At 59.1% G+C, this 17,399-nt stretch carries 18 protein-coding genes and 1 riboswitch; of the genes, 14 read left to right on the forward strand and 4 right to left on the reverse strand.

Going from position 1 to position 17,399, the window contains the following annotated elements; translation table 11 throughout:
* Positions 1–77: 77 nt before the first annotated feature.
* A complete protein-coding gene (locus tag PYL13_RS09670) occupies positions 78–1,547 on the forward strand; it encodes a hypothetical protein (RefSeq protein WP_275641148.1) in 1,470 nt (489 codons plus the stop codon).
* Between the two features lie 12 nt (positions 1,548–1,559).
* Here the strand turns inward: PYL13_RS09670 and PYL13_RS09675 are convergent, their stop codons facing one another.
* Positions 1,560–2,462, reverse strand: coding sequence for a LysR family transcriptional regulator (locus tag PYL13_RS09675; RefSeq protein ID WP_275641149.1), 903 nt, complete (start codon positions 2,460–2,462; stop codon positions 1,560–1,562).
* Between the two features lie 125 nt (positions 2,463–2,587).
* Between PYL13_RS09675 and PYL13_RS09680 the strand changes: the two genes are divergently transcribed.
* The 3 genes from PYL13_RS09680 (at position 2,588) to PYL13_RS09690 (ending at position 5,614) form a co-directional block, all read left to right on the forward strand.
* Positions 2,588–3,784, forward strand: coding sequence for an MFS transporter (locus PYL13_RS09680; RefSeq protein WP_275641150.1), 1,197 nt, complete (start codon positions 2,588–2,590; stop codon positions 3,782–3,784).
* 8 nt (positions 3,785–3,792) lie between these two features.
* Complete coding sequence (locus PYL13_RS09685) at positions 3,793–4,803, forward strand: alpha/beta fold hydrolase (RefSeq protein WP_275641151.1); 1,011 nt, start codon at positions 3,793–3,795, stop codon at positions 4,801–4,803.
* Positions 4,804–4,960: 157 nt separating this feature from the next.
* Complete coding sequence (locus PYL13_RS09690; RefSeq protein ID WP_259146412.1) at positions 4,961–5,614, forward strand: oxidoreductase; 654 nt, start codon at positions 4,961–4,963, stop codon at positions 5,612–5,614.
* Between the two features lie 439 nt (positions 5,615–6,053).
* Here the strand turns inward: PYL13_RS09690 and PYL13_RS09695 are convergent, their stop codons facing one another.
* Positions 6,054–6,824, reverse strand: a complete 771-nt coding sequence (locus PYL13_RS09695; protein ID WP_275641152.1) for a nucleotidyltransferase domain-containing protein — start codon at positions 6,822–6,824, stop codon at positions 6,054–6,056.
* Positions 6,824–7,243 carry an RrF2 family transcriptional regulator gene (locus PYL13_RS09700; protein WP_275641153.1) on the reverse strand — a complete coding sequence of 140 codons (420 nt, stop codon included), beginning with the start codon at positions 7,241–7,243 and terminating at the stop codon, positions 6,824–6,826. The genes PYL13_RS09695 and PYL13_RS09700 overlap by 1 nt, the downstream gene beginning before the upstream one ends.
* Positions 7,244–7,437: 194 nt before the next feature.
* Between PYL13_RS09700 and PYL13_RS09705 the strand changes: the two genes are divergently transcribed.
* The gene (locus PYL13_RS09705) at positions 7,438–8,415 is read left to right on the forward strand and encodes an alpha/beta fold hydrolase (protein ID WP_275641403.1); all 978 of its coding nucleotides are present in this window, start codon (positions 7,438–7,440) and stop codon (positions 8,413–8,415) included.
* A gap of 33 nt (positions 8,416–8,448) precedes the next feature.
* Here PYL13_RS09705 and PYL13_RS09710 read toward each other — a convergent pair whose 3' ends face one another.
* Positions 8,449–9,378: a DMT family transporter gene (locus PYL13_RS09710; protein WP_275641154.1), complete on the reverse strand. Its 930-nt coding sequence runs from the start codon at positions 9,376–9,378 to the stop codon at positions 8,449–8,451.
* A gap of 25 nt (positions 9,379–9,403) precedes the next feature.
* On the opposite strand from PYL13_RS09710, the gene PYL13_RS09715 reads away from it, so the two are divergent.
* From PYL13_RS09715 to PYL13_RS09755, 9 genes are all read left to right on the forward strand, one after another.
* The gene (locus PYL13_RS09715) at positions 9,404–9,961 is read left to right on the forward strand and encodes a helix-turn-helix domain-containing protein (RefSeq protein ID WP_275641155.1); all 558 of its coding nucleotides are present in this window, start codon (positions 9,404–9,406) and stop codon (positions 9,959–9,961) included.
* Positions 9,962–10,015: 54 nt separating this feature from the next.
* A complete protein-coding gene (locus tag PYL13_RS09720) occupies positions 10,016–10,645 on the forward strand; it encodes a GNAT family N-acetyltransferase (RefSeq protein ID WP_275641156.1) in 630 nt (209 codons plus the stop codon).
* Between the two features lie 189 nt (positions 10,646–10,834).
* Positions 10,835–11,026: riboswitch (cobalamin riboswitch) on the forward strand.
* 94 nt (positions 11,027–11,120) lie between these two features.
* Entirely contained in the window at positions 11,121–11,945 is an 825-nt protein-coding gene (locus tag PYL13_RS09725) for a (2Fe-2S) ferredoxin domain-containing protein (RefSeq protein WP_275641157.1), read from the forward strand.
* Between the two features lie 14 nt (positions 11,946–11,959).
* Entirely contained in the window at positions 11,960–13,456 is a 1,497-nt protein-coding gene (locus tag PYL13_RS09730) for an ABC transporter substrate-binding protein (protein ID WP_275641158.1), read from the forward strand.
* A gap of 2 nt (positions 13,457–13,458) precedes the next feature.
* Positions 13,459–14,376, forward strand: coding sequence for an ABC transporter permease (locus PYL13_RS09735; protein ID WP_275641159.1), 918 nt, complete (start codon positions 13,459–13,461; stop codon positions 14,374–14,376).
* Positions 14,373–15,161: an ABC transporter permease gene (locus PYL13_RS09740; RefSeq protein ID WP_275641160.1), complete on the forward strand. Its 789-nt coding sequence runs from the start codon at positions 14,373–14,375 to the stop codon at positions 15,159–15,161. The genes PYL13_RS09735 and PYL13_RS09740 overlap by 4 nt, the downstream gene beginning before the upstream one ends.
* 109 nt (positions 15,162–15,270) lie before the next feature.
* Positions 15,271–15,762 (forward strand): cytochrome b, encoded by a 492-nt coding sequence (locus PYL13_RS09745; RefSeq protein WP_275641161.1) that lies wholly within the window; start codon positions 15,271–15,273, stop codon positions 15,760–15,762.
* A gap of 199 nt (positions 15,763–15,961) precedes the next feature.
* The gene (locus PYL13_RS09750; protein WP_275641162.1) at positions 15,962–16,543 is read left to right on the forward strand and encodes a TetR/AcrR family transcriptional regulator; all 582 of its coding nucleotides are present in this window, start codon (positions 15,962–15,964) and stop codon (positions 16,541–16,543) included.
* Positions 16,544–16,617: 74 nt separating this feature from the next.
* The gene (locus tag PYL13_RS09755; RefSeq protein ID WP_192491379.1) at positions 16,618–17,349 is read left to right on the forward strand and encodes an SDR family NAD(P)-dependent oxidoreductase; all 732 of its coding nucleotides are present in this window, start codon (positions 16,618–16,620) and stop codon (positions 17,347–17,349) included.
* Positions 17,350–17,399: the final 50 nt, after the last annotated feature.

The raw sequence follows: 17,399 nt of genomic DNA on the forward strand, positions 1-17,399 counted from the left end.
GCAGCTGGCTGGGAAATCATTAATTTCCGGGTACCGGCCTTTGATTGTCGACTGTTGTCAGAGAGTGATGCCCGCAGATGTTACGCAATATCTTTTCCCGACTGCTCAATAAAACCGAGCCAGAGGCATCGGAAGGCCCGTCCGCCCATGACTTTGACAGCTGGAACCGCATTGGTCGCGCCAAGGTGCTGAATGTCTGCGCCGCGCTGGAGGCCATCATCGATCTCGATGAAGAATCCGACGAAGATCTGGTGGAAGACGAGCGCGATGAAGAATTTGCCGATGCGGTGCTGGATGAGGTTGTCGCGCTGAACGCTGCCGGCCACTGGCAGCGGGCGCGGGAGCGTTTTGACCCCGCCCACACACCTTTCACCTCGCATATGGGCGATGTCGGCCTGCATGCTGTCGTCATCCTGGGGCCGGACGCCTTTCTGGTGCGTCTGGATGATCAGGTGCTGCACATTGATGGCGGCGAGATCACCGAAGTGGACGGTGCCACCATGGTGGCCATTTCGCGCAACCGGCGCTGGATTGTTTTGGCCACCGGGCAGGGCCTTGCGATTTCAGAAGGTTTCGACCCCGCCACACAAGAAATCACCCCATGGCCTGAAGATATCGAGGTTGATGCCACGACGGTGCGTTGCCTTGAAATTTCAGATGATGGCAAAAGCGTTGTTCTGGCCAGTGATGAGTTCGGCATCTGGCTGTTGCGCGGCAGCGACTGGACACTGCTGGCGCCACGCCCCGGCCATGTCGATGAGAACGACGAAGACGTAGACGACGATGATGATGATACCGACGAAACGGACGCTGAAGCCACGGCGGATGAGGCCGAAGATGGCGTGCGCAATGTCGGTTCCGATGATTGCCCGGTTTACATAGGCAGCTACAAGGACATCAAGGCCAAGTTCGGCGGCCCGCTGGGCATTGATGCCAGCCACGTCGCAATCTCACCAGATGGGCACTACGTTGCCTATGGCTGGCAGGATGTTTATGGCGGTCATTATGTCGAGCGCATCACCGAGACAACCATTGAACCGCATGGCCGTATCGAGGCTGAGAGCGATTACCCCTATAATCTGCGTTTCACCGACGACTCCAAAAGCCTGCTGTCAAACTCCCGTTACGGCTCCAGCGGCGTCACCGTCTGCCGCGATCTGGCGTCACTGAAGGGTGATCATGACGAGGACGAAGAAGAACCGCACACAACAGACGATTATCTGCGCGCCTATGGCATGACGCAGCTGCCCGGCGAAGTCTATGGTCTGGGGGAGCCGGTGGCGTGGATTGGCGGCGCAGGCTGGTCGCATGCCGCACCTTTAAGCGGTGGCAAACCGGTGTTCACCCAGTTCCTCGGTTCGGCCTTGCGCGGCTTTGATTTTGATCCGGTCAGCGGCCGTGTCGCTGTCGCCAGCGCATCGGGTGTGCTGCATGTGCTGGACCCGTTTTCAGAGGCGCAGCCCGGCCGCGAACGCGGGTACCATCCGCGCCGCGAAGTGTTCCGCTGGATTTTCTGGGAAACGCTGGAAAACCCAATCCGCTGGTAACTTCGGAACGGTTCAGATCCACGGCGCGCCATTGGCCCAATCGGCGCGCAGCATCTCCACAAAGCGCCGCACCTTGGGCGATACGTGGCGGCGCGTCGGGTACACGGCGCAGATCGGCGTTTCCTCGCGCACATAATCCGGCAGCAGCGCTATCAGTCGACCCTGCCTGATGTCGTCACCGACAAGAAATTCACCCAACTGCGCCACGCCAAGCCCGGCCAGAACAGCATCGCGTATCGCTTCGGTATTGCTCAGGCGCAGCGCGCCTTGAACGCTGATATCGCGGGCCTCGCCACCCATCTGGTAGCGCCATGGCACCAGCCCGTTGGCATAGGTAAACACAATCTTGTCGTGGTCGGCCAAGTCATCCAGCGTGCGCGGCAAACCACGCCGTGCCAGATAGTCCGGCGTGGCACACATCACCAGCCGGTGAGGGGCCAAAACCTTGCGGATCAGGCCGCTATCGCTTGGTCCGCCAATGCGAATGGCCACATCGATACCGTCAGACACAAGGTCGCAATAATCATCGGAAAATGAGACATCGGCCTCCAGCTCAGGCCAATCCTGCAAAAAACGCTGCAACACTGGCAGCACGTGCAGCCGGCCAAAGGCGGTCGGCAGGTCAACGCGCAAACGTCCCTTCGGGGTCTGGTTGCGCTCGGCCAGCGTTGCCTCGGCATCGTCCACTTCGCATAAAATCCGCAGCGCATGCTCGTAAAACAGCTTGCCTTCATCGGTCAGGCTGGCGCTGCGTGTCGTGCGCTGTATTAGCCGTGTGGCAAGGTTTTCCTCCAGCCGCGTTATGCTTTTGCCAACCGCAGAACGTGTCACGCCCAGCCGCTCGGCCGCGCGGGTAAAACTGCCGCTGTCGGCCACCCGCACAAACGCCAGCACATCGCCAAAATGATCAAGCATTGTATCCGTTTCGTCCCATGTCTTGCCCTGTGGGGCCACTTTATCGGTTTTTTGGAACCAGTAAACAGCGTGTCTTCAACGGCGCGGCATCTTGGCCGCGTAAAGCGCAAAGGACAGGCAGGCTCATGCAACCGCATATTTCCGCGACAGATCAGGCAAAAGGCGGCGGCTGGCCTGCCGTGTTAACGGTGGGGCTGGCCACATTCTCCGTCGTCACCACGGAAATGCTGCCCGTGGGACTGATGACCTCGATATCAACGGCGCTGGAAACCTCTGTCGGTACAGCCGGCCTGATGATTTCGTTGCCCGCGCTGCTGGCGGCGCTGTTTGCGCCCTTTGTTCTGCTGGTGGCTGGCAGTGTGGACCGGCGGCACATTCTGGCCGGTTTGCTGGCACTGCTGGTCGCTGCCAATGTCGCCTCGGCCCTTGCGCCCTCCATGGGCTGGATGTTGGCGGCACGGGTCATTGTCGGTTTCTGCATGGGCGGCATCTGGGCCATATCAGGTGGTCTGGCGCTGCGGCTGGTGGCAGACCATGCGGTTGGTACCGCCACCGCCATCATCTTTGGCGGGGTGGCCGCCGCCTCGGTACTGGGCGTGCCCATGGGCGCCGTGATTGGTGATTTCGCCGGCTGGCGCGCCGCCTTTGCCGCCATGGCCGTGTTCAGCGCCATTGTGCTGGCGCTTAACCTCTGGGCCTTGCCCGCACTGCCCATTCGCCAGTCCGTCAACTTAGGCCAGTTCAAAACCCAGCTGTCGCGCCCGGTTGTGGTGTTTGGCCTCACCATCACGCTGCTTCTGGTGACAGGGCATTTCATGGCCTACACCTTTGTCAGCCCCGTCTTGCGGATCGTCTCGGGTGTGAAGCTGGAATGGATCGGCGCGCTGCTGTTTTTATATGGGGCCGCTGGCATTGCCGGAAACTTTCTGGCCGGCATGGCCGCTATCAGCCACATCAGGCTCACGCTGCTTTCCATCTCTCTAGGGCTGGTTGTCGCCATATCAGGTTTTGTCTGGCTGGGCGCAACGCCAGCAATGGGCGCCACCTTGCTACTGCTCTGGGGCGTGGCCTATGGCGGCGTGTCCGTCACCCTGCAAACATGGATGATGAAGGCGGCACCATCAGCCATTGAAATTGCCTCGGCGCTGTTTGTCTCGGTGTTCAACATTGGCATTGCCACCGGCGCCTTTATGGGCGGGCAGGTGGTTGATAGGGCCGACCTTGTTACCAATCTGGCGCTGGCAGCCATCTTGCCCGCACTGGCGCTGCTGGCCACCCTTGTTTCTCCCACCCTTGTTTCTAAACGCAAAACCCATCTGTGAGCACTGACATGTCCCATGACGTCTACGAACTGGGTGACATCACCCTGCAGTCGCGCCGCACCATCCGGCAGGCAAAACTGGCCTATAAAACCTTCGGCACATTGAATGCCGCCAAGGACAACGCCATCATCTACCACACATCCTTTGCCGCCAGCCATGATGACACCGCCTGGCTGGTCGGGCCGGGCAGGGCGCTGGACCCTGCGAAATATTTCATCATCGTGCCTGACATGTTCGGCAATGGCTTCTCCAGCTCACCCAGCAACACACCGTCACCAACAGGTGATGCCAGGTTTCCTCACGTCACCATCCATGACAATGTGCAGCAGCAGCACCGGCTGGTGTCGGAACATTTCGGCATCACCAAACTGCACATGGCCGTTGGCTGGTCGCTGGGCGGTGCGCAGGCTTTTGAGTGGGCGGCGGCCTTTCCAAATATGGTTGAACGGCTGTTCACCTTCCAGAGTGCAGCGCGCACCTCGCGCCACTTCCATCTGTTTTTTGACAGTGTGCGTGCGGCGATCGAGCTGGATGCAGATTTTCATGGTGGCTTTTATGGTAAGCCGCCGCATCGTGGCTTGCGGGTTGCCGCCCGCATCTATGCGGCATGGGGTTTTTCGCAAGGCTTTTTCCGGCAAAGGCTGGATGAGACGGCGCTGGGTTACGCGTCGCTGGAAGATTTTCTGGTCGATTTCTGGGAAGGCTGGTTCCTGAAGCGGGATGCCAACAACCTGCTTGCCCATATCTGGACTGGCCAGCACGCCGATATCAGCGCCAATCTCAAATATGGCGGCGATCTCGACAAGGCGCTGGCTGCCATCACGGCAGACACCATCATCATGCCGTGCTCCAGCGACCTTTATTTCCCGCCCGCTGATGCCGCTTATGAGGCGGAAAGGATTGCCAGGGCCGAACTGCGCATTCTCAACTCACCCTGGGGCCATGTGGCCGGCGAAGGTTTGAACGATGCCGATACCGTCTTCATCGAGCAGGCAATCCGGGATCTGCTGGCCCGTTAAGGGGCATGCCGCAAGGTAACATCCGCTAACGGCAGGTTGCCCGCACTTGCTGGATTGCGCCCTGCAACCTACCTTCCACTCCACGCGTTTGGTGGTCTGTCGGTAAAACAAGCGGGCCCAAGACAAACGGGCCTACGATTGGCGAGGAGAAAACGGCATGGCAGAAACATCAGGCGATGGCCTAACGGTGCTCATTGTTGGTGCCACCGGGCTGGTCGGCAGCCATGTGCTGCAACTGGCGCTGGAAGACCCCGCTGTGGCCAAGGTCATTGCACCGACCCGCCGCCCTCTGCCGCCCCATGAAAAACTCCTGTCACCGCAGGTGGACTTCAACCAGCTGCCAACCGAGGCCGATTGGTGGCGGGCGGATGCGGTTATCTGCACGCTTGGCACCACCATCAAGGCGGCCGGCTCGCAACTGGCGTTTCGCAGGGTGGACCATGATTACCCGCTGGATGTGGCGCGTCTCGCCAAGGCTTACGGCACCTCCACCTATGTGCTGACCTCTGCCATTGGTGCAGACGCCAAGTCGCGGTTCTTTTACAACCGCGTCAAGGGTCAGCTGGAAAAGGAACTGGAAGCGCAACGTTTCACATCGCTTACCATCGTGCGCCCCGGCATTATCGGCGGCAAACGGCCTGAGTTCCGGCTTGGCGAACGAGTGTTCCTGCATGCCATGCGGCTCATTGGCCCGCTTCTGCCGCGCCAGTGGCGCGTCAGCCCGGCCGATAACATCGCCCGCGCACTTCTGACCGCTGCCATTTCTCAAAAACCGGGCGTGCATATCATCCCGGCCAGCGAACTGGCGTGAGGCTTGTATGTTTATGTAGGCACCTCATGCCTTGTGCTTGCTGTGGGCATCCAGTGCCGCGCGTCTGCGCGGCGAAAGGCTTCTTTTCATCCCAAAGACTTGGGCTGGCCTGGATCTCTGTGACAAGCACAGAGATGAGGGGGAGTATGTTGCACTGAACGACATAGGATAGCGTTCATGGGTTGGGATCGTGCCCTACCTCTACCCTTGTGGGAGAGGAAGAAAAATCATCATCTTAGCTTGCTAAGTGACAGATTTTTCAGGTGAGGGGTCATGTTCTGCCGCATCTCGACCCGCCCACTCGACGTCATCCTCGCCCTTGTGGCGAGGATCCAAGCCGGTGCCAAATATGCAACCTGTTCAGATTGTCGGGACAAGCCGGAAATGACGATGTTCGGGGTGAGGGCGGAAACGACCTGTGAAACATCGCTTCAGCGTTTTAGCCAAAATTTCTGTTCTGCGCGGCCATCCAGTCGACAAATGACTGCAGCCGCACGGTAAAGGCTGCAGGTTCATCCTGTGGTGTCAAAGCCTGCGTCAGAAAATAATCGATATCGTCACGCCTGAACGGAAAACGGTCGCGCAAGCGGTTGGCATGGGCATCCAGCGTATCCGGCCAGTCGATATCCTCATGATGCTGCAACACATTGGTGGAGCGGATCAGTTTGCGTGATGCCTCACGCATCAGTCGGGCAGCCGTACTGTGTGAGATGTCTCCGCTCAGTGATGTACGGTAGTCGCCGAGAACTCTCTCGAAGTCGCCATTCACCGCCAGCGCCAATTGCCGCGACGGGCGACACAACCCGACACCAAGCGCCAGATCTTCCCCTAGGAGACAGCGGCAGTGGTGTCGCAGCCAATATTTCCAGGCTATGCCGGCCTCTGACGGCAAAACCTCACTTAGCAGGCCGATGTCGAAGTCGATCTTGCTCACCACCGGATAGGCGGTCTCTGCCTCACGGCGTATCTGTTCAAGGTCTGCCGCCTCATCGGAGGTGGGTGCGGCGTGCAGGATGATGGAGAGATCAAGATCAGAGCGCCCGGCAACGGCTTGGCCCGTGGCAACACTGCCATAGACATAGACGCTGTGAACGCAAGGAACGTTTGTCGGCGCAAGTTGCTGGCAAATATGGTCGAGCAGCGGGCGAAATGCCTCCTGAAAGGGTGGTGTGACAATGGTCTGGATAAACCCGTTGTGATCCACACCCATCACGTCACATCCAGCGCCGCGCTGCCAATCTGCGCAAGGGTGGTTGCGGCATAGGCCTCCACCAGCTGCGCCTCGGCTGCCGCATGCGCCGCCTCGATCACCCGGTTGGAGGCGCGTTCCACCGGGCAGGACGGGTGGTCTTCAGAGGTTGGTGCGGTCAAAATGCTGCCGGCGGTCAGCGCGCGCTGCACGTCCAGCACGGTAATCTCGTCCAGCGGTCGTGTCAGTTTCCAGCCGCCGCCACGCCCGCCTTCAGACTCCACAATGCCATGTTCGCGCAGCGAACCCAGCGTGCGGCGCACCACGACAGGGTTGGTGTTCAGCATCTGGCCAATCCGCTCGGAGGTTTCCCGGCCACCCAGCAACCCCATGTGAACCAGCACGTGCAACATTCTGGCAAGCCGACCGTCGGTTCTCATGAATGGCCTTTTCTGAAACAATAAAAGTTACGGTACGTTGACATCTGGTCTAACGTGTAACATTTATTGTTACGCGATGAAAGGATGTGTACATGTGCCGTTGCCACTTTCTGCTGAAGGCGATGGCGCTGCTTACCACCGTTTCCGCACCCCATGCCCAGCCGTTTTTGCGGCCAGCCGCCAAGGAGCAGCCGATGATCGAAAAAACCGTAAATACCCGCACCATCAGCATCAGCGTGCTTGAAGCCGGCGAAGGCCCGCTGGTTGTTTTGTGCCATGGTTTTCCCGAGACAAAACGTGCCTGGCGGCATCAGGTTACGGCACTGGCGCAGGCCGGTTACCGCGTCGTGGCACCGGATCTGCGCGGTTATGGCAAAACCGATGCGCCAGCGCGTGACGACCAATATAGCGTGGTGCATGCGGTGGGTGATCTGGTGGCGCTGCTGGATGCGCTGGGCGAACAGCAGGCTGTCCTTGCCGGCCATGATTGGGGCGCAACCATTGCTTGGCAGGCCGCACTGATGCGGCCGGACCGTTTTCGCGCCGTGGCGGCACTCAGCGTTCCCTTCATGGGCCAACCGCCCGTGCCGCCATCGCAGATTTTTCCGCAAAATGATCAGGCGCTGTTTTACACCCTGTATTTTCAGGAGCCGCAAGGCGCGGAGGTCGAGTTTAACCGTGACGTGGCGCTGACCCTGCGCAAACTTCTGTTTGCCGCCAGCGGTGAGGCGGGGCCACGCAAGGCCGGGGATGCGACACCCAACCCGTTCGGCATGGTGGACCGTAAAACAGGGCTGCTGCCCAGCCTGCCAGACCCGAAGACTCTGCCGTCCTGGCTGCCGCAGCACGAGTTTGATCAGCTGGTTCACGCCTTTGAAAAAAGCGGCTTTACCGGTGGCCTCAATTATTACCGCAATCTCGACCGCAACTGGGAACTGCAACAGGCAAACATCGGCCAAATGGTCAGCGTGCCGGCCCTGTTTATGATTGGCGAAAGGGATACCGGCCTCAGCATTCCCGGCATGGATCAGATCATCGCTGCCATGCCGTCTCTGGTGCCGGGTCTGCGCGGCAGCCATGTGCTTGATGGTGCCGGTCACTGGCTGCAACAGGAAAGGCCCGAAGAGGTATCGGGCCTGTTATTGGACTTTCTCAATACACTGGAAAACTGAGGTTTCTCCCGCTCCAGCCGTCATCCGCCTCGCTTATGGCGCCGGCCTGACGCCATCATCATCAGGCAGCGGCGTGTCATCTGGCTGTTTATCAGCGGCCTTCAGTTCGCTGACGATAACACCGGCGACGATAAACAACGCGCCCAGCAGCGCCAGCGGCGGCAGCCGGTCGCCAGCCATGCGGCCAATAATGCCGCCCCACACCGGTTCCCCGGCATAGATGATGGCGGCGCGAGACGCCGACACGGTTTTCTGCGCCCAGTTCATGGTGAACTGGATCAGCGCGCTGGCCACCGCCAAGCCGAGGGCTGCCGTCAGCCATACCCATGAAAAGTCGGGAATGCCTTCGCCAAACAGCGGCATGGCAAGGAAGGAAAGGGCGCTTGCCACAAAACACTGCACCACGGAAATACGGCCGCTATCCACCACCGTCGCATACCGGCTCATCAACAATATCTCGACGGCAATGGCAAAGGCACTCAGCAAGGTGGCAATTTCGCCGACCCCAAGCCCGACATGCAGTGCATCCGGCCCGGCAATCATCACAAGCCCGGCAAAGGCCAGCGCCACGCCAACAAGCGTGGTGGTTTTCGGTGGTCGTTTCAACACCAGCCATTGCAGCAGCGGCACCAGCGGTACGTAAAGCGCCGTCAAAAAGGCCGATGTGCTGCTGTTGACCGTCTGCAAACCAAAGGTCTGCAGGGAAAACACGACGAAAATCGACGTCCCGATAACCGCACCGCCACGCAGTTCGGTCAGGGTCAGGTGCCGCATGCGTTTGCGGAAAATGACCAGACAAATGGCGGCAGCGCCCAGAAACCGAAGGCCGACAAAAAACAGCGGCCCGGTATGGCTCATGGCAGTGTGAATGATCAGGAATGTCGCGCCCCAGACCACGGTAATGGCAATCAGCGCCAGTTCCTGGCGGGAAAAAACCAGCTTGTATTTCGAAAGTGTGTGCATAATAATACGCAATATGAGCAATATAATGCACAGTCAAGATGACCCATCCGATGTTCTCGCGCATGTGGCCGCCAATCTTCGCCGTTACCGTGCCGATGCGGGCATGAGCCAGGAAGCACTGGCCCAGGCCTCCGGCCTCAGCCGTCGCATGATCAGCAATCTCGAAAGCGGCGATACCAATATCAGCCTCAGCAAGCTGGCCTCTCTGTCGCGTGCGCTGGGTGTCGGCTTTGCGGCCATGGTGGCAAATCCGAGCGCCAGCACCACCAAGGTCGAGGAAATTGCCTGGCGCGGCGCAACGCGCAAAAGTTTTGCCGTGCTGTTGGGCACGGCGCCAGCCCGCAGCCTTGCCGAATTGTGGTCCTGGTCGATCGATGTTGGCGATACCTATCAGGCCGAGCCGGACCCGGTTGGCTGGTATGAAATGATATCCGTGTCGGCCGGTCGCCTGCGCATCAACAAACAGGATGGTTCGGTGGTGGTCAAAGCCGGGGACTTCACCATTTTCGACAGCGCCCAGCCTTATTCTTACGAAAATATCGGCGATGAAGTGCTGCATTTTACCCGCGTGGTGGTCTGCTAAACGCAAGCCCTAACCACCCCAATTCCTGCCTTCCAGCATATATCGAGCATCATCATGAGCACCACAAAGACCTTCACGCCATCAGGTTATTCGCATGTCCAGCCGGGACATATTGCCAGTGTCGTCACCTGTCTGGAAATGAACGAAAACCCTGATGCGGCAGAACCGTCCTTTGCTGGTGACATCCGCCTGGAACGAATGGAAAAGCCAGATCTGGAGGCCTACCGCACGCTGTACCGAAAGATCGGTGCAGAATGGCTGTGGTTCTCGCGCCTCATCATCAGCGATGAAAAACTGGCCTCGATCATCGGCCATGAGGATGTCGAGGTCTATGTGCTGCGCGATGGTCAGCAGGATATCGGCCTGATGGAACTTGATTTCCGTCAGCCGAACGAATGTGAGCTGGTGTTTCTGGGCCTGACAGCAGAGGCAACTGGCAAGGGTCTTGGCCGCGCGCTGATGAATGCGACGCTGAAACGTGCCTGGCAGAGAGATATCAAACGCCTGCACCTGCACACCTGCACGCTGGACCATCCCTCGGCACTCGGTTTTTACCTACGCTCCGGTTTCCGGCCATACGCCTTTCAGGTGGAAACGCAGGCCGATCCGCGCCTGACCGGCCACTTGCCGCTGACGGCCGCACCACATGTGCCGCTGATCCAGCCGCAACAGAAAGAAGCCTAACGCCAGTCACCCAACCTTGCCCTTGGCACATGGTTGCCAGGGGCAGGGGCTTGCTGTGCATTCACCACCCAATGCCCTTGCCATAATCGATCGTCATGTTATGTAATAACATAACTTGTGTTGTCTGTCGGTCGATCCACTGCCCGTACCAAAGCGCGGCTTGGTAACATTGACAGTGATATCTGAACGTGTAGCTTGTCCGGGTCATGGTTCTTCCACCTCTGGGTGGAAGCTAAGAGGGAATTCGGTGCAAAACCGAAGCTGTCCCGCAACTGTAAGCGGTTAGCCGTTTGTCCAACATGTCACTGGCAGAAATGCCGGGAAGACGGACAACGGCATTGACCCGCAAGCCAGGAGACCTGCCTGACGAGATACGATTCCGTGGTCGGGGTGTGCCACAGGAATGAGTGTGTGCGCGGCCTTCCTGCCAGACATGCCTTCATTTTTGCTGCCTCCTGTATTTGAGATTTTGGCAGTGAATGAAGACGTAAAATACCTGATAACCCCACCCATGCGCCCGTCACGGCGCGCCATTCTTCTCATTGCAAAGTCTGCCTTTGCCGCATCTCCACATCTGGAAATGCAGCGCCTTGCCGAAAAACTGGCTGAACATATTGCGCTGTCACATCCCGGAGACATCGTGCAATTTGCCTTTACGGAGCAGGGCAAGCCCTCGCTGCGCGACGGGCTGTTTTCCCTGCTGGAACAGCAGCTTGACCATATCACCATTCTGCCGCTGATTTTGCCGGTCGAGCCGAGTTTCCGCAACTGGCTGGTCAAGTCGCTAAAGCGCTGGCGTGCGTCAGCCACCCAGCCATGGCCCGAAATTTCCATCACCGGCGATATCGCCTCTGCGGGCCTAATGCTGCCGCTGATGAGCGAGCTTTTGGAACAGGCGCAGGCACTGGAAACCATGCCCGGCAAGGCAGTAGCGCAGGAAGGTTCGCTGGTGCCCGCGCAGAAATACCGCGTTCTCGTCTGTTCCGGCGGTGCCTGCAACAGCGCGGGCGCCGACACGATCTGGAACCACCTTCGCAACCAGCAGGAACGTTTGAAACTGCGCGTCACCGGTTCTGGCACCATGACGGCCAAATCCACCTGCCTTGGGCCGTGCAATCTGGCGCCGGTGCTGCAGGTGTTTCCCGATGGCACCTATTACGGCGGCGTTACCGAACAGGCGGTCGATGACATCATTGCAGGCCATCTGCTCGGCAGCCCTGAACTCGGCAACCATGTGGTCGAGACCCACGCCTACCATCCAACAGGCCGCAAGCAGCGGCTGCGTATTCCCCAAAACTGATCCGAGGAGATAAAATGTCATCCAAATTCCTGTCGCGTCTTGGCGCGACCTGGCTTGCCACCGCCGTCATGTCCACGGCGGCTGCCGGTTTTGCCGCAGAACCGCTGCGCGTTGGCGCAACCTACATCACCTCGGGCACTGATCCGGCCAAGGGTTCCAATGGCTGGGCACTGACCAGCCACGGCGTTGGCGAAAACCTGTTTACCGTTGATCGTGATGGCAAGCTGGTGCCAGAACTGGCTGACAAGGCAGAGCGCAATGACGAGCTGACCTGGACAATCACCCTGCAGCCCGGCCGCGCCTTTTCAGACGGTTCGCCCGTCACCGCCAAGGCGCTGGCCGCCGGATTTGACAACACCTTCGCCAACAACAAGGCGGCGCTTGCCACCGGTGGCAAGCTGAGTTTTGCCGCAGTGGATGACCTGACACTCAAGGTCACGACGGAAAAGCCGGTTCCCTATATTCAGGCGCTGTTTGCCGAGTGGCCACTGGTGGCCTACACACCGGCGGCCAATGGTGAGGCGCTGTTTACCGGCCCTTACAGCATTGCCGATTTCAAGACAGATGCCGCAATTACCCTTGCACCCAACGCCCATTTTGCCGGTGCAGACAGCCGGTCTCCCGTTGAGTTCCGCAAGTTCGGTGACGCGCAAAGCATGACACTGGCGCTGGAATCCGGCGAGCTTGATCTGGCCTTCGGCCTGCCGTCGGAAGTCGTCAGCCGCCTGAAAACCAACCCGGACCTTACCATCAAGTCTTTCCCGGTCGGGTATCAGTATCTGGCATTCCTCAACACCACCCGGCCGCTGCTGGCAGATGTCAAAGTGCGCCAGGCGCTTGATCTGGCCTTTGACCGCACGGAACTGGCAGCCGCCATCAATGGCGGTGAACCGGCAACCGGCGCTTACGCCGCCTATTTTCCTTTTGCGGGTAAAAATACCCGCGTGACAGATTTGGATAAGGCAGCAACGCTGCTGGAGGAGGCGGGCTGGACCAAGGGGTCCAACGGCACCCGCGAAAAGGACGGCAAGCCGCTGCGCCTGCTGGCCATTACCTATCCGCAGCGTCCTGACCTCGTGACCATGCTGCCAGTCGTCAAGGCGCAGCTGGCACGGGTCGGCGTGGAGCTTGATACGCAGGTGGTCGAAAGCATCCAGCAGGTTGCCTCGGCAGGCGATTTCGATATTGCGCTGTGGGCACAACACACCGCACCAAGCGGTGACCCGGCCTTCTTCCTCAACTCGATGCTGCGCACCGGCGCCTCGCTCAATTACGCCAAATATGCATCGCCGGAATTTGACGCCATTCTCGACCGCTTCGCGTCGGAAGGTGAGCCGGATGCCCGCGTCAGCATTGCACTGGATGCGCAGGACAAGCTGTTCGAGGACGTTCCGGCCTCGTTCCTTGTCTCGCCGGTCTGGTATGTCGGTGTGTCAAAGCGGCTGGAAAACTATCAGCCCTGGGGTTCGGACTACCACGTCCTGCGCGCCGATATTGGCGAAGCGAAATAGACATGAACCTGATCTGGCCCTGCATCAGATCAGCCATCGGGCTGGCGGCGATTTCCTTCGCCGCCTTCGCCATTATTTCGACAATGCCGTCTGACCCCGTGGCCATTGCCGTGCATGTCTGGAACCTGCCGGCAACAGAGGCAACATTCGCTGCCTTGCGGGCGGAATGGGGGCTGGATCAGCCAATTCCGCTGCGTTACCTGCACTGGCTGCAAGGGTTCGTAGTCGGCGACTGGGGCCGGTCCTTCCGCACGGGCGAGGCGGTGTTTGCTGAGTTTGCCGCGCGCCTGCCGGTCTCGCTGTTCATGGGCCTGTCGGGACTTTTTCTCGCCATGCTGCTGGCCGTGCCGCTTGGCTTTTTTGCTGCGCTCAAACCCGGCGGCATCGTCGACAGGTTCAGCCGCAGCCTGTCTGTGTTCGTGCAGGCCGTTCCGGCCTTCTGGGCGGGGTTGGTGCTGTTATGGGTGCTGGGCGTGCAGTTGAAGTGGATCAGACCCTTCGCCAATGACACGGCCTCGATCGTCCTGCCAATTGTGTTGATTGCGCTGCATTCGGTAGCCGTACTGGCGCGGGTCTACCGCCATGATCTCAGGCAAACCGCAACCCTGCCATTTTACGTCACCGCTTTGGCCAAGGGTCTGTCACCCCGCCAGGCGCTGTGGCGCCACGGCCACCACAGCGCGCTTTACGCGCTGCTGTCGGCCGCTCGCTCCGAGGCCGGTTGGGTCATTGGCTCCACCGCAACCATGGAAATCCTGTTCGGCCTGCCGGGCATCAGCCAGTTTCTCGTGCAAAGCATTGCCGCCCGTGACCAGATGGTGTTGCAGGCCTATGTCGTGGTCATTGCGCTGTGGATGCTGCTGATGAATGCGACCGCACGCCTTGCCATGGAATATCTCGATCCGCGAGCCCGCCTATGATCCGTTATCTGTTGCTGGCGCTGATCGCTTTGTTTTTCGTCACCGGTGGCCTCTGGCAACCGCATGATCCGGATGCCGTCAATATTCTGGCCCGCCATGCCGGTGCCAGCAGCCAGCATATTCTCGGCACCGACCATCTGGGTCGGGATCTGTTTTCGCGCATTCTGGCCGGCGGCTGGAGAACCGGCTGCGTCATCTTTGCCGTGGCCTCCATCGGTTTTCTTGTCGGCAGCATTCTTGGCACCACCGCCGCCATTCTGGGCGGCTGGCGTGAAAGCATTCTGCTGCGCGCCTGCGAATTTTTCATCATGGTACCCACGCTCATCGTGGCGCTGACGGCCGCCGCGCTGTTTGGCCTGTCACCGCTCAGTGCCGGCGTGGCATTGGGGCTGGCAGGCATTGGCCCGCATTCGCTGCTGGCCCATTCACTCAGCAAACGGGTGCTGGGCCAGCCCTTCATTCTGGCGGCACAAAGCCTTGGCGTGTCACCGGCCAGAATGATAACCCGCCACCTGCTGCCCAACACCTTGCCGCTGATGTTGACCTATGTCGGCAATCAGGCCGGCCTTGCCATCGTTGCCTATGCGGCGCTGGCCTTTATCGGCCTTGGCGCAGACCCGTCAAAACCCGACTGGGGCTCCATGCTGTTTGAATATCGCGTCTTCATCTTCGACCATCCGATGTTGATGATCTGGCCGGGCATCGCCATTGCGATAACAGTCTCGGTGTTGAACTGGACCTTCGATAATTCCGAAATGGATCAGAAACGCCGCCGTCATATCTGATGCCAGCACAGGTTTTCGCGTGTAATTTTTTCCACAATGCAACTCGTTCAGTTTCGTGTCAGCCATCTGCGGCATCGCTGTTGTCACAAACAGGTCAGCCTCAGGGAACATGCCCATGCGCAGTTACTCAACCGTCCAGAAACTTCTCCACTGGAGTGTTGCAGCCCTCGTTGCCTTTAACCTGCTATTGCCGGATGGCATGAATGCCTGGCACCGTTTGGTCAAACACGGACAGGTGCCACAACCCGCAGATATATCAGCGGCCAATATTCATGCGCTGGTTGGCATTGCCATTCTGTTTCTGGTTGCGGTGCGGCTTGCCATCCGCATCACATCAGGCGTGCCGCCACAGCCAAATGGCCAACCGCCCATCATTCACCGGCTGGCAGGGCTGGTGCATGGTCTGCTCTACGCGCTTTTATTTGCAATGCCGATTTCAGGCATGATGGCCTATTACATGGGCATTGACGTTGCCGGCACGCTGCATGCCGAGGTGCTGAAAACAGCCCTCTGGCTGCTGCTCGGTGCCCATGTCGCAGGCGCTCTTGCCCAGCATTTCTATTTCAAATCTGACGTCTTGCGCCGCATGACTGTGTCTTGAGTGCATCGGCGCAGGGTTGCGCTGCCGTGCTGCCCCCACTTAGGCACGGCAGCGCAACCTGAAATCACGTGAGAACCTGAAGTTTCAGCCCACCAGCCCATACGTCCAGATCAGTGTCGCGCCATAATTGCCCGTGACAGAATTCAGTGTCCCAAAAATAATTATTGACTGATGTGTCAATAATGCCTAGTTTGATCTAATGGCAAGACCAAGAGAATTCGACCGCGACGCGGCGCTGGACAAGGCATTAAGGGTGTTCTGGGCAAAGGGATTTGCCGCGACATCGACCGATGATCTGCGCGAAGCCATGGGCATCGGTCGCCAAAGTCTTTATGGCGCGTTTGGTGACAAACGCACACTTTATCTGGAGGCGCTGGATACCTATCAGCGCCGCACCAATTCCGGCCATGTCAGACGGTTGGCACAGCCTGCGTCACCCATTGAAGGCATCGAAGCCTTACTGGCCGGCTTGGTCGCCGATGATGATGGCGAACGGGCGCTGGGCTGCATGGGCGTTGGCTCGGTGGGCGAATTCGGCGTGACGGATGAGGCGCTGAACGCCCGCCGGCAAAAGGTCGGCTCATTGCTGCACCAACGCATCAGAGAACGCGTGGAGGAGGGGCAGAAACTGGGAGAACTGGATCAAAGTCTCGATGTCGACCAAACGGCTACCTTCATCCAGATGACGATGACGGGCATGCAGTTGGCAGCGCGCGCTGGTTCATCTCTCAATGATCTCAAGGCCATGGCACGTTTTGCTGTTGCCCGCCTGAAACCCTGAAAAAACACCTCTCCAAGACGAGAGGTTTTATTGTGCATAATTATGGACAGATCAGTCAATAAAGGAGACACTGAATGACGATCAATGAACGTAAAACGGCTCTGGTATTTGGTGGTGCGCGCGGCATTGGCCGCGCTGCTGTCGAACGGCTGGTAGCAGATGGTTTTGATACCGCCTTTACCTACGTCTCACGGCCAGACAGCGCCAATGAACTGGTGGCCCATGTTGAAGCGCTGGGCGGTCGCGCCTTCGCCATTCAGGCAGACAGTGCGGACCCGGCGGCCATACAGTCGGCGGTTGCCAAAACGGTTGACCTCTTAGGAAATATAGACACGGTGGTGGTTAATGCCGGCATTTTGCGTCTCAATCCAGTGGACGCCGTCAGCCTGGATGAGCTCAACATGATGCTCGACATCAATATTCGCGGCGTCTTCCTGTCCATTCAGGCCACCGTGCCGCATTTGAAGGATGGCGGCCGGGTCATCACCATCGGCTCCAATGTCGCCATCAGCACTGGTTTTCCCGGCAGCAGTGTCTACCAGCTGACCAAAGCCGCGGTCGCAGCCATGGTCAAGGGTCTGGCGCTTGATCTTGCGCCGCGCCGTATCACCGTCAACAATGTCCAGCCCGGCCCAACCGACACTGACATGAATGCCGGTATCATCGACATGTTGTCGGCCAGAAGCCCGCTGAAACGTGTGGCAGATCCCGCAGAAATTGCCGGTGTAGTGTCTTATCTCGCCGGTTCCGGTTCGTCCTACATGACCGGCGCAAGTTTGACTATTGATGGTGGCCTTACCCTGTAGGCCGCCGCCACCCACCATCACCGCACGGTCCCGGCCATTTGCCAAACCGT

Source organism: Agrobacterium sp. Azo12 (genome assembly GCF_029193765.2).
Lineage (GTDB): Bacteria > Pseudomonadota > Alphaproteobacteria > Rhizobiales > Rhizobiaceae > Agrobacterium.

Excerpts from the sequence above, each read along its gene's own strand:
- PYL13_RS09680 (WP_275641150.1), top strand. The coding sequence starts at position 2,588 with ATGCAACCGCATATTTCCGCGACAGATCAGGCAAAAGGCGGCGGCTGG.
- PYL13_RS09685 (WP_275641151.1), top strand. The coding sequence starts at position 3,793 with ATGTCCCATGACGTCTACGAACTGGGTGACATCACCCTGCAGTCGCGC.
- PYL13_RS09720 (WP_275641156.1), top strand. The coding sequence starts at position 10,016 with ATGAGCACCACAAAGACCTTCACGCCATCAGGTTATTCGCATGTCCAG.
- PYL13_RS09755 (WP_192491379.1), top strand. The coding sequence starts at position 16,618 with ATGACGATCAATGAACGTAAAACGGCTCTGGTATTTGGTGGTGCGCGC.
- PYL13_RS09750 (WP_275641162.1), top strand. The coding sequence starts at position 15,962 with ATGGCAAGACCAAGAGAATTCGACCGCGACGCGGCGCTGGACAAGGCA.
- PYL13_RS09730 (WP_275641158.1), top strand. The coding sequence starts at position 11,960 with ATGTCATCCAAATTCCTGTCGCGTCTTGGCGCGACCTGGCTTGCCACC.
- PYL13_RS09700 (WP_275641153.1), bottom strand. The coding sequence starts at position 7,243 with ATGAGAACCGACGGTCGGCTTGCCAGAATGTTGCACGTGCTGGTTCAC.
- PYL13_RS09675 (WP_275641149.1), bottom strand. The coding sequence starts at position 2,462 with ATGCTTGATCATTTTGGCGATGTGCTGGCGTTTGTGCGGGTGGCCGAC.
- PYL13_RS09740 (WP_275641160.1), top strand. The coding sequence starts at position 14,373 with ATGATCCGTTATCTGTTGCTGGCGCTGATCGCTTTGTTTTTCGTCACC.
- PYL13_RS09690 (WP_259146412.1), top strand. The coding sequence starts at position 4,961 with ATGGCAGAAACATCAGGCGATGGCCTAACGGTGCTCATTGTTGGTGCC.
- PYL13_RS09745 (WP_275641161.1), top strand. The coding sequence starts at position 15,271 with ATGCCCATGCGCAGTTACTCAACCGTCCAGAAACTTCTCCACTGGAGT.
- PYL13_RS09710 (WP_275641154.1), bottom strand. The coding sequence starts at position 9,378 with ATGCACACACTTTCGAAATACAAGCTGGTTTTTTCCCGCCAGGAACTG.
- PYL13_RS09735 (WP_275641159.1), top strand. The coding sequence starts at position 13,459 with ATGAACCTGATCTGGCCCTGCATCAGATCAGCCATCGGGCTGGCGGCG.
- PYL13_RS09705 (WP_275641403.1), top strand. The coding sequence starts at position 7,438 with ATGATCGAAAAAACCGTAAATACCCGCACCATCAGCATCAGCGTGCTT.
- PYL13_RS09670 (WP_275641148.1), top strand. The coding sequence starts at position 78 with ATGTTACGCAATATCTTTTCCCGACTGCTCAATAAAACCGAGCCAGAG.
- PYL13_RS09715 (WP_275641155.1), top strand. The coding sequence starts at position 9,404 with ATGCACAGTCAAGATGACCCATCCGATGTTCTCGCGCATGTGGCCGCC.
- PYL13_RS09695 (WP_275641152.1), bottom strand. The coding sequence starts at position 6,824 with ATGGGTGTGGATCACAACGGGTTTATCCAGACCATTGTCACACCACCC.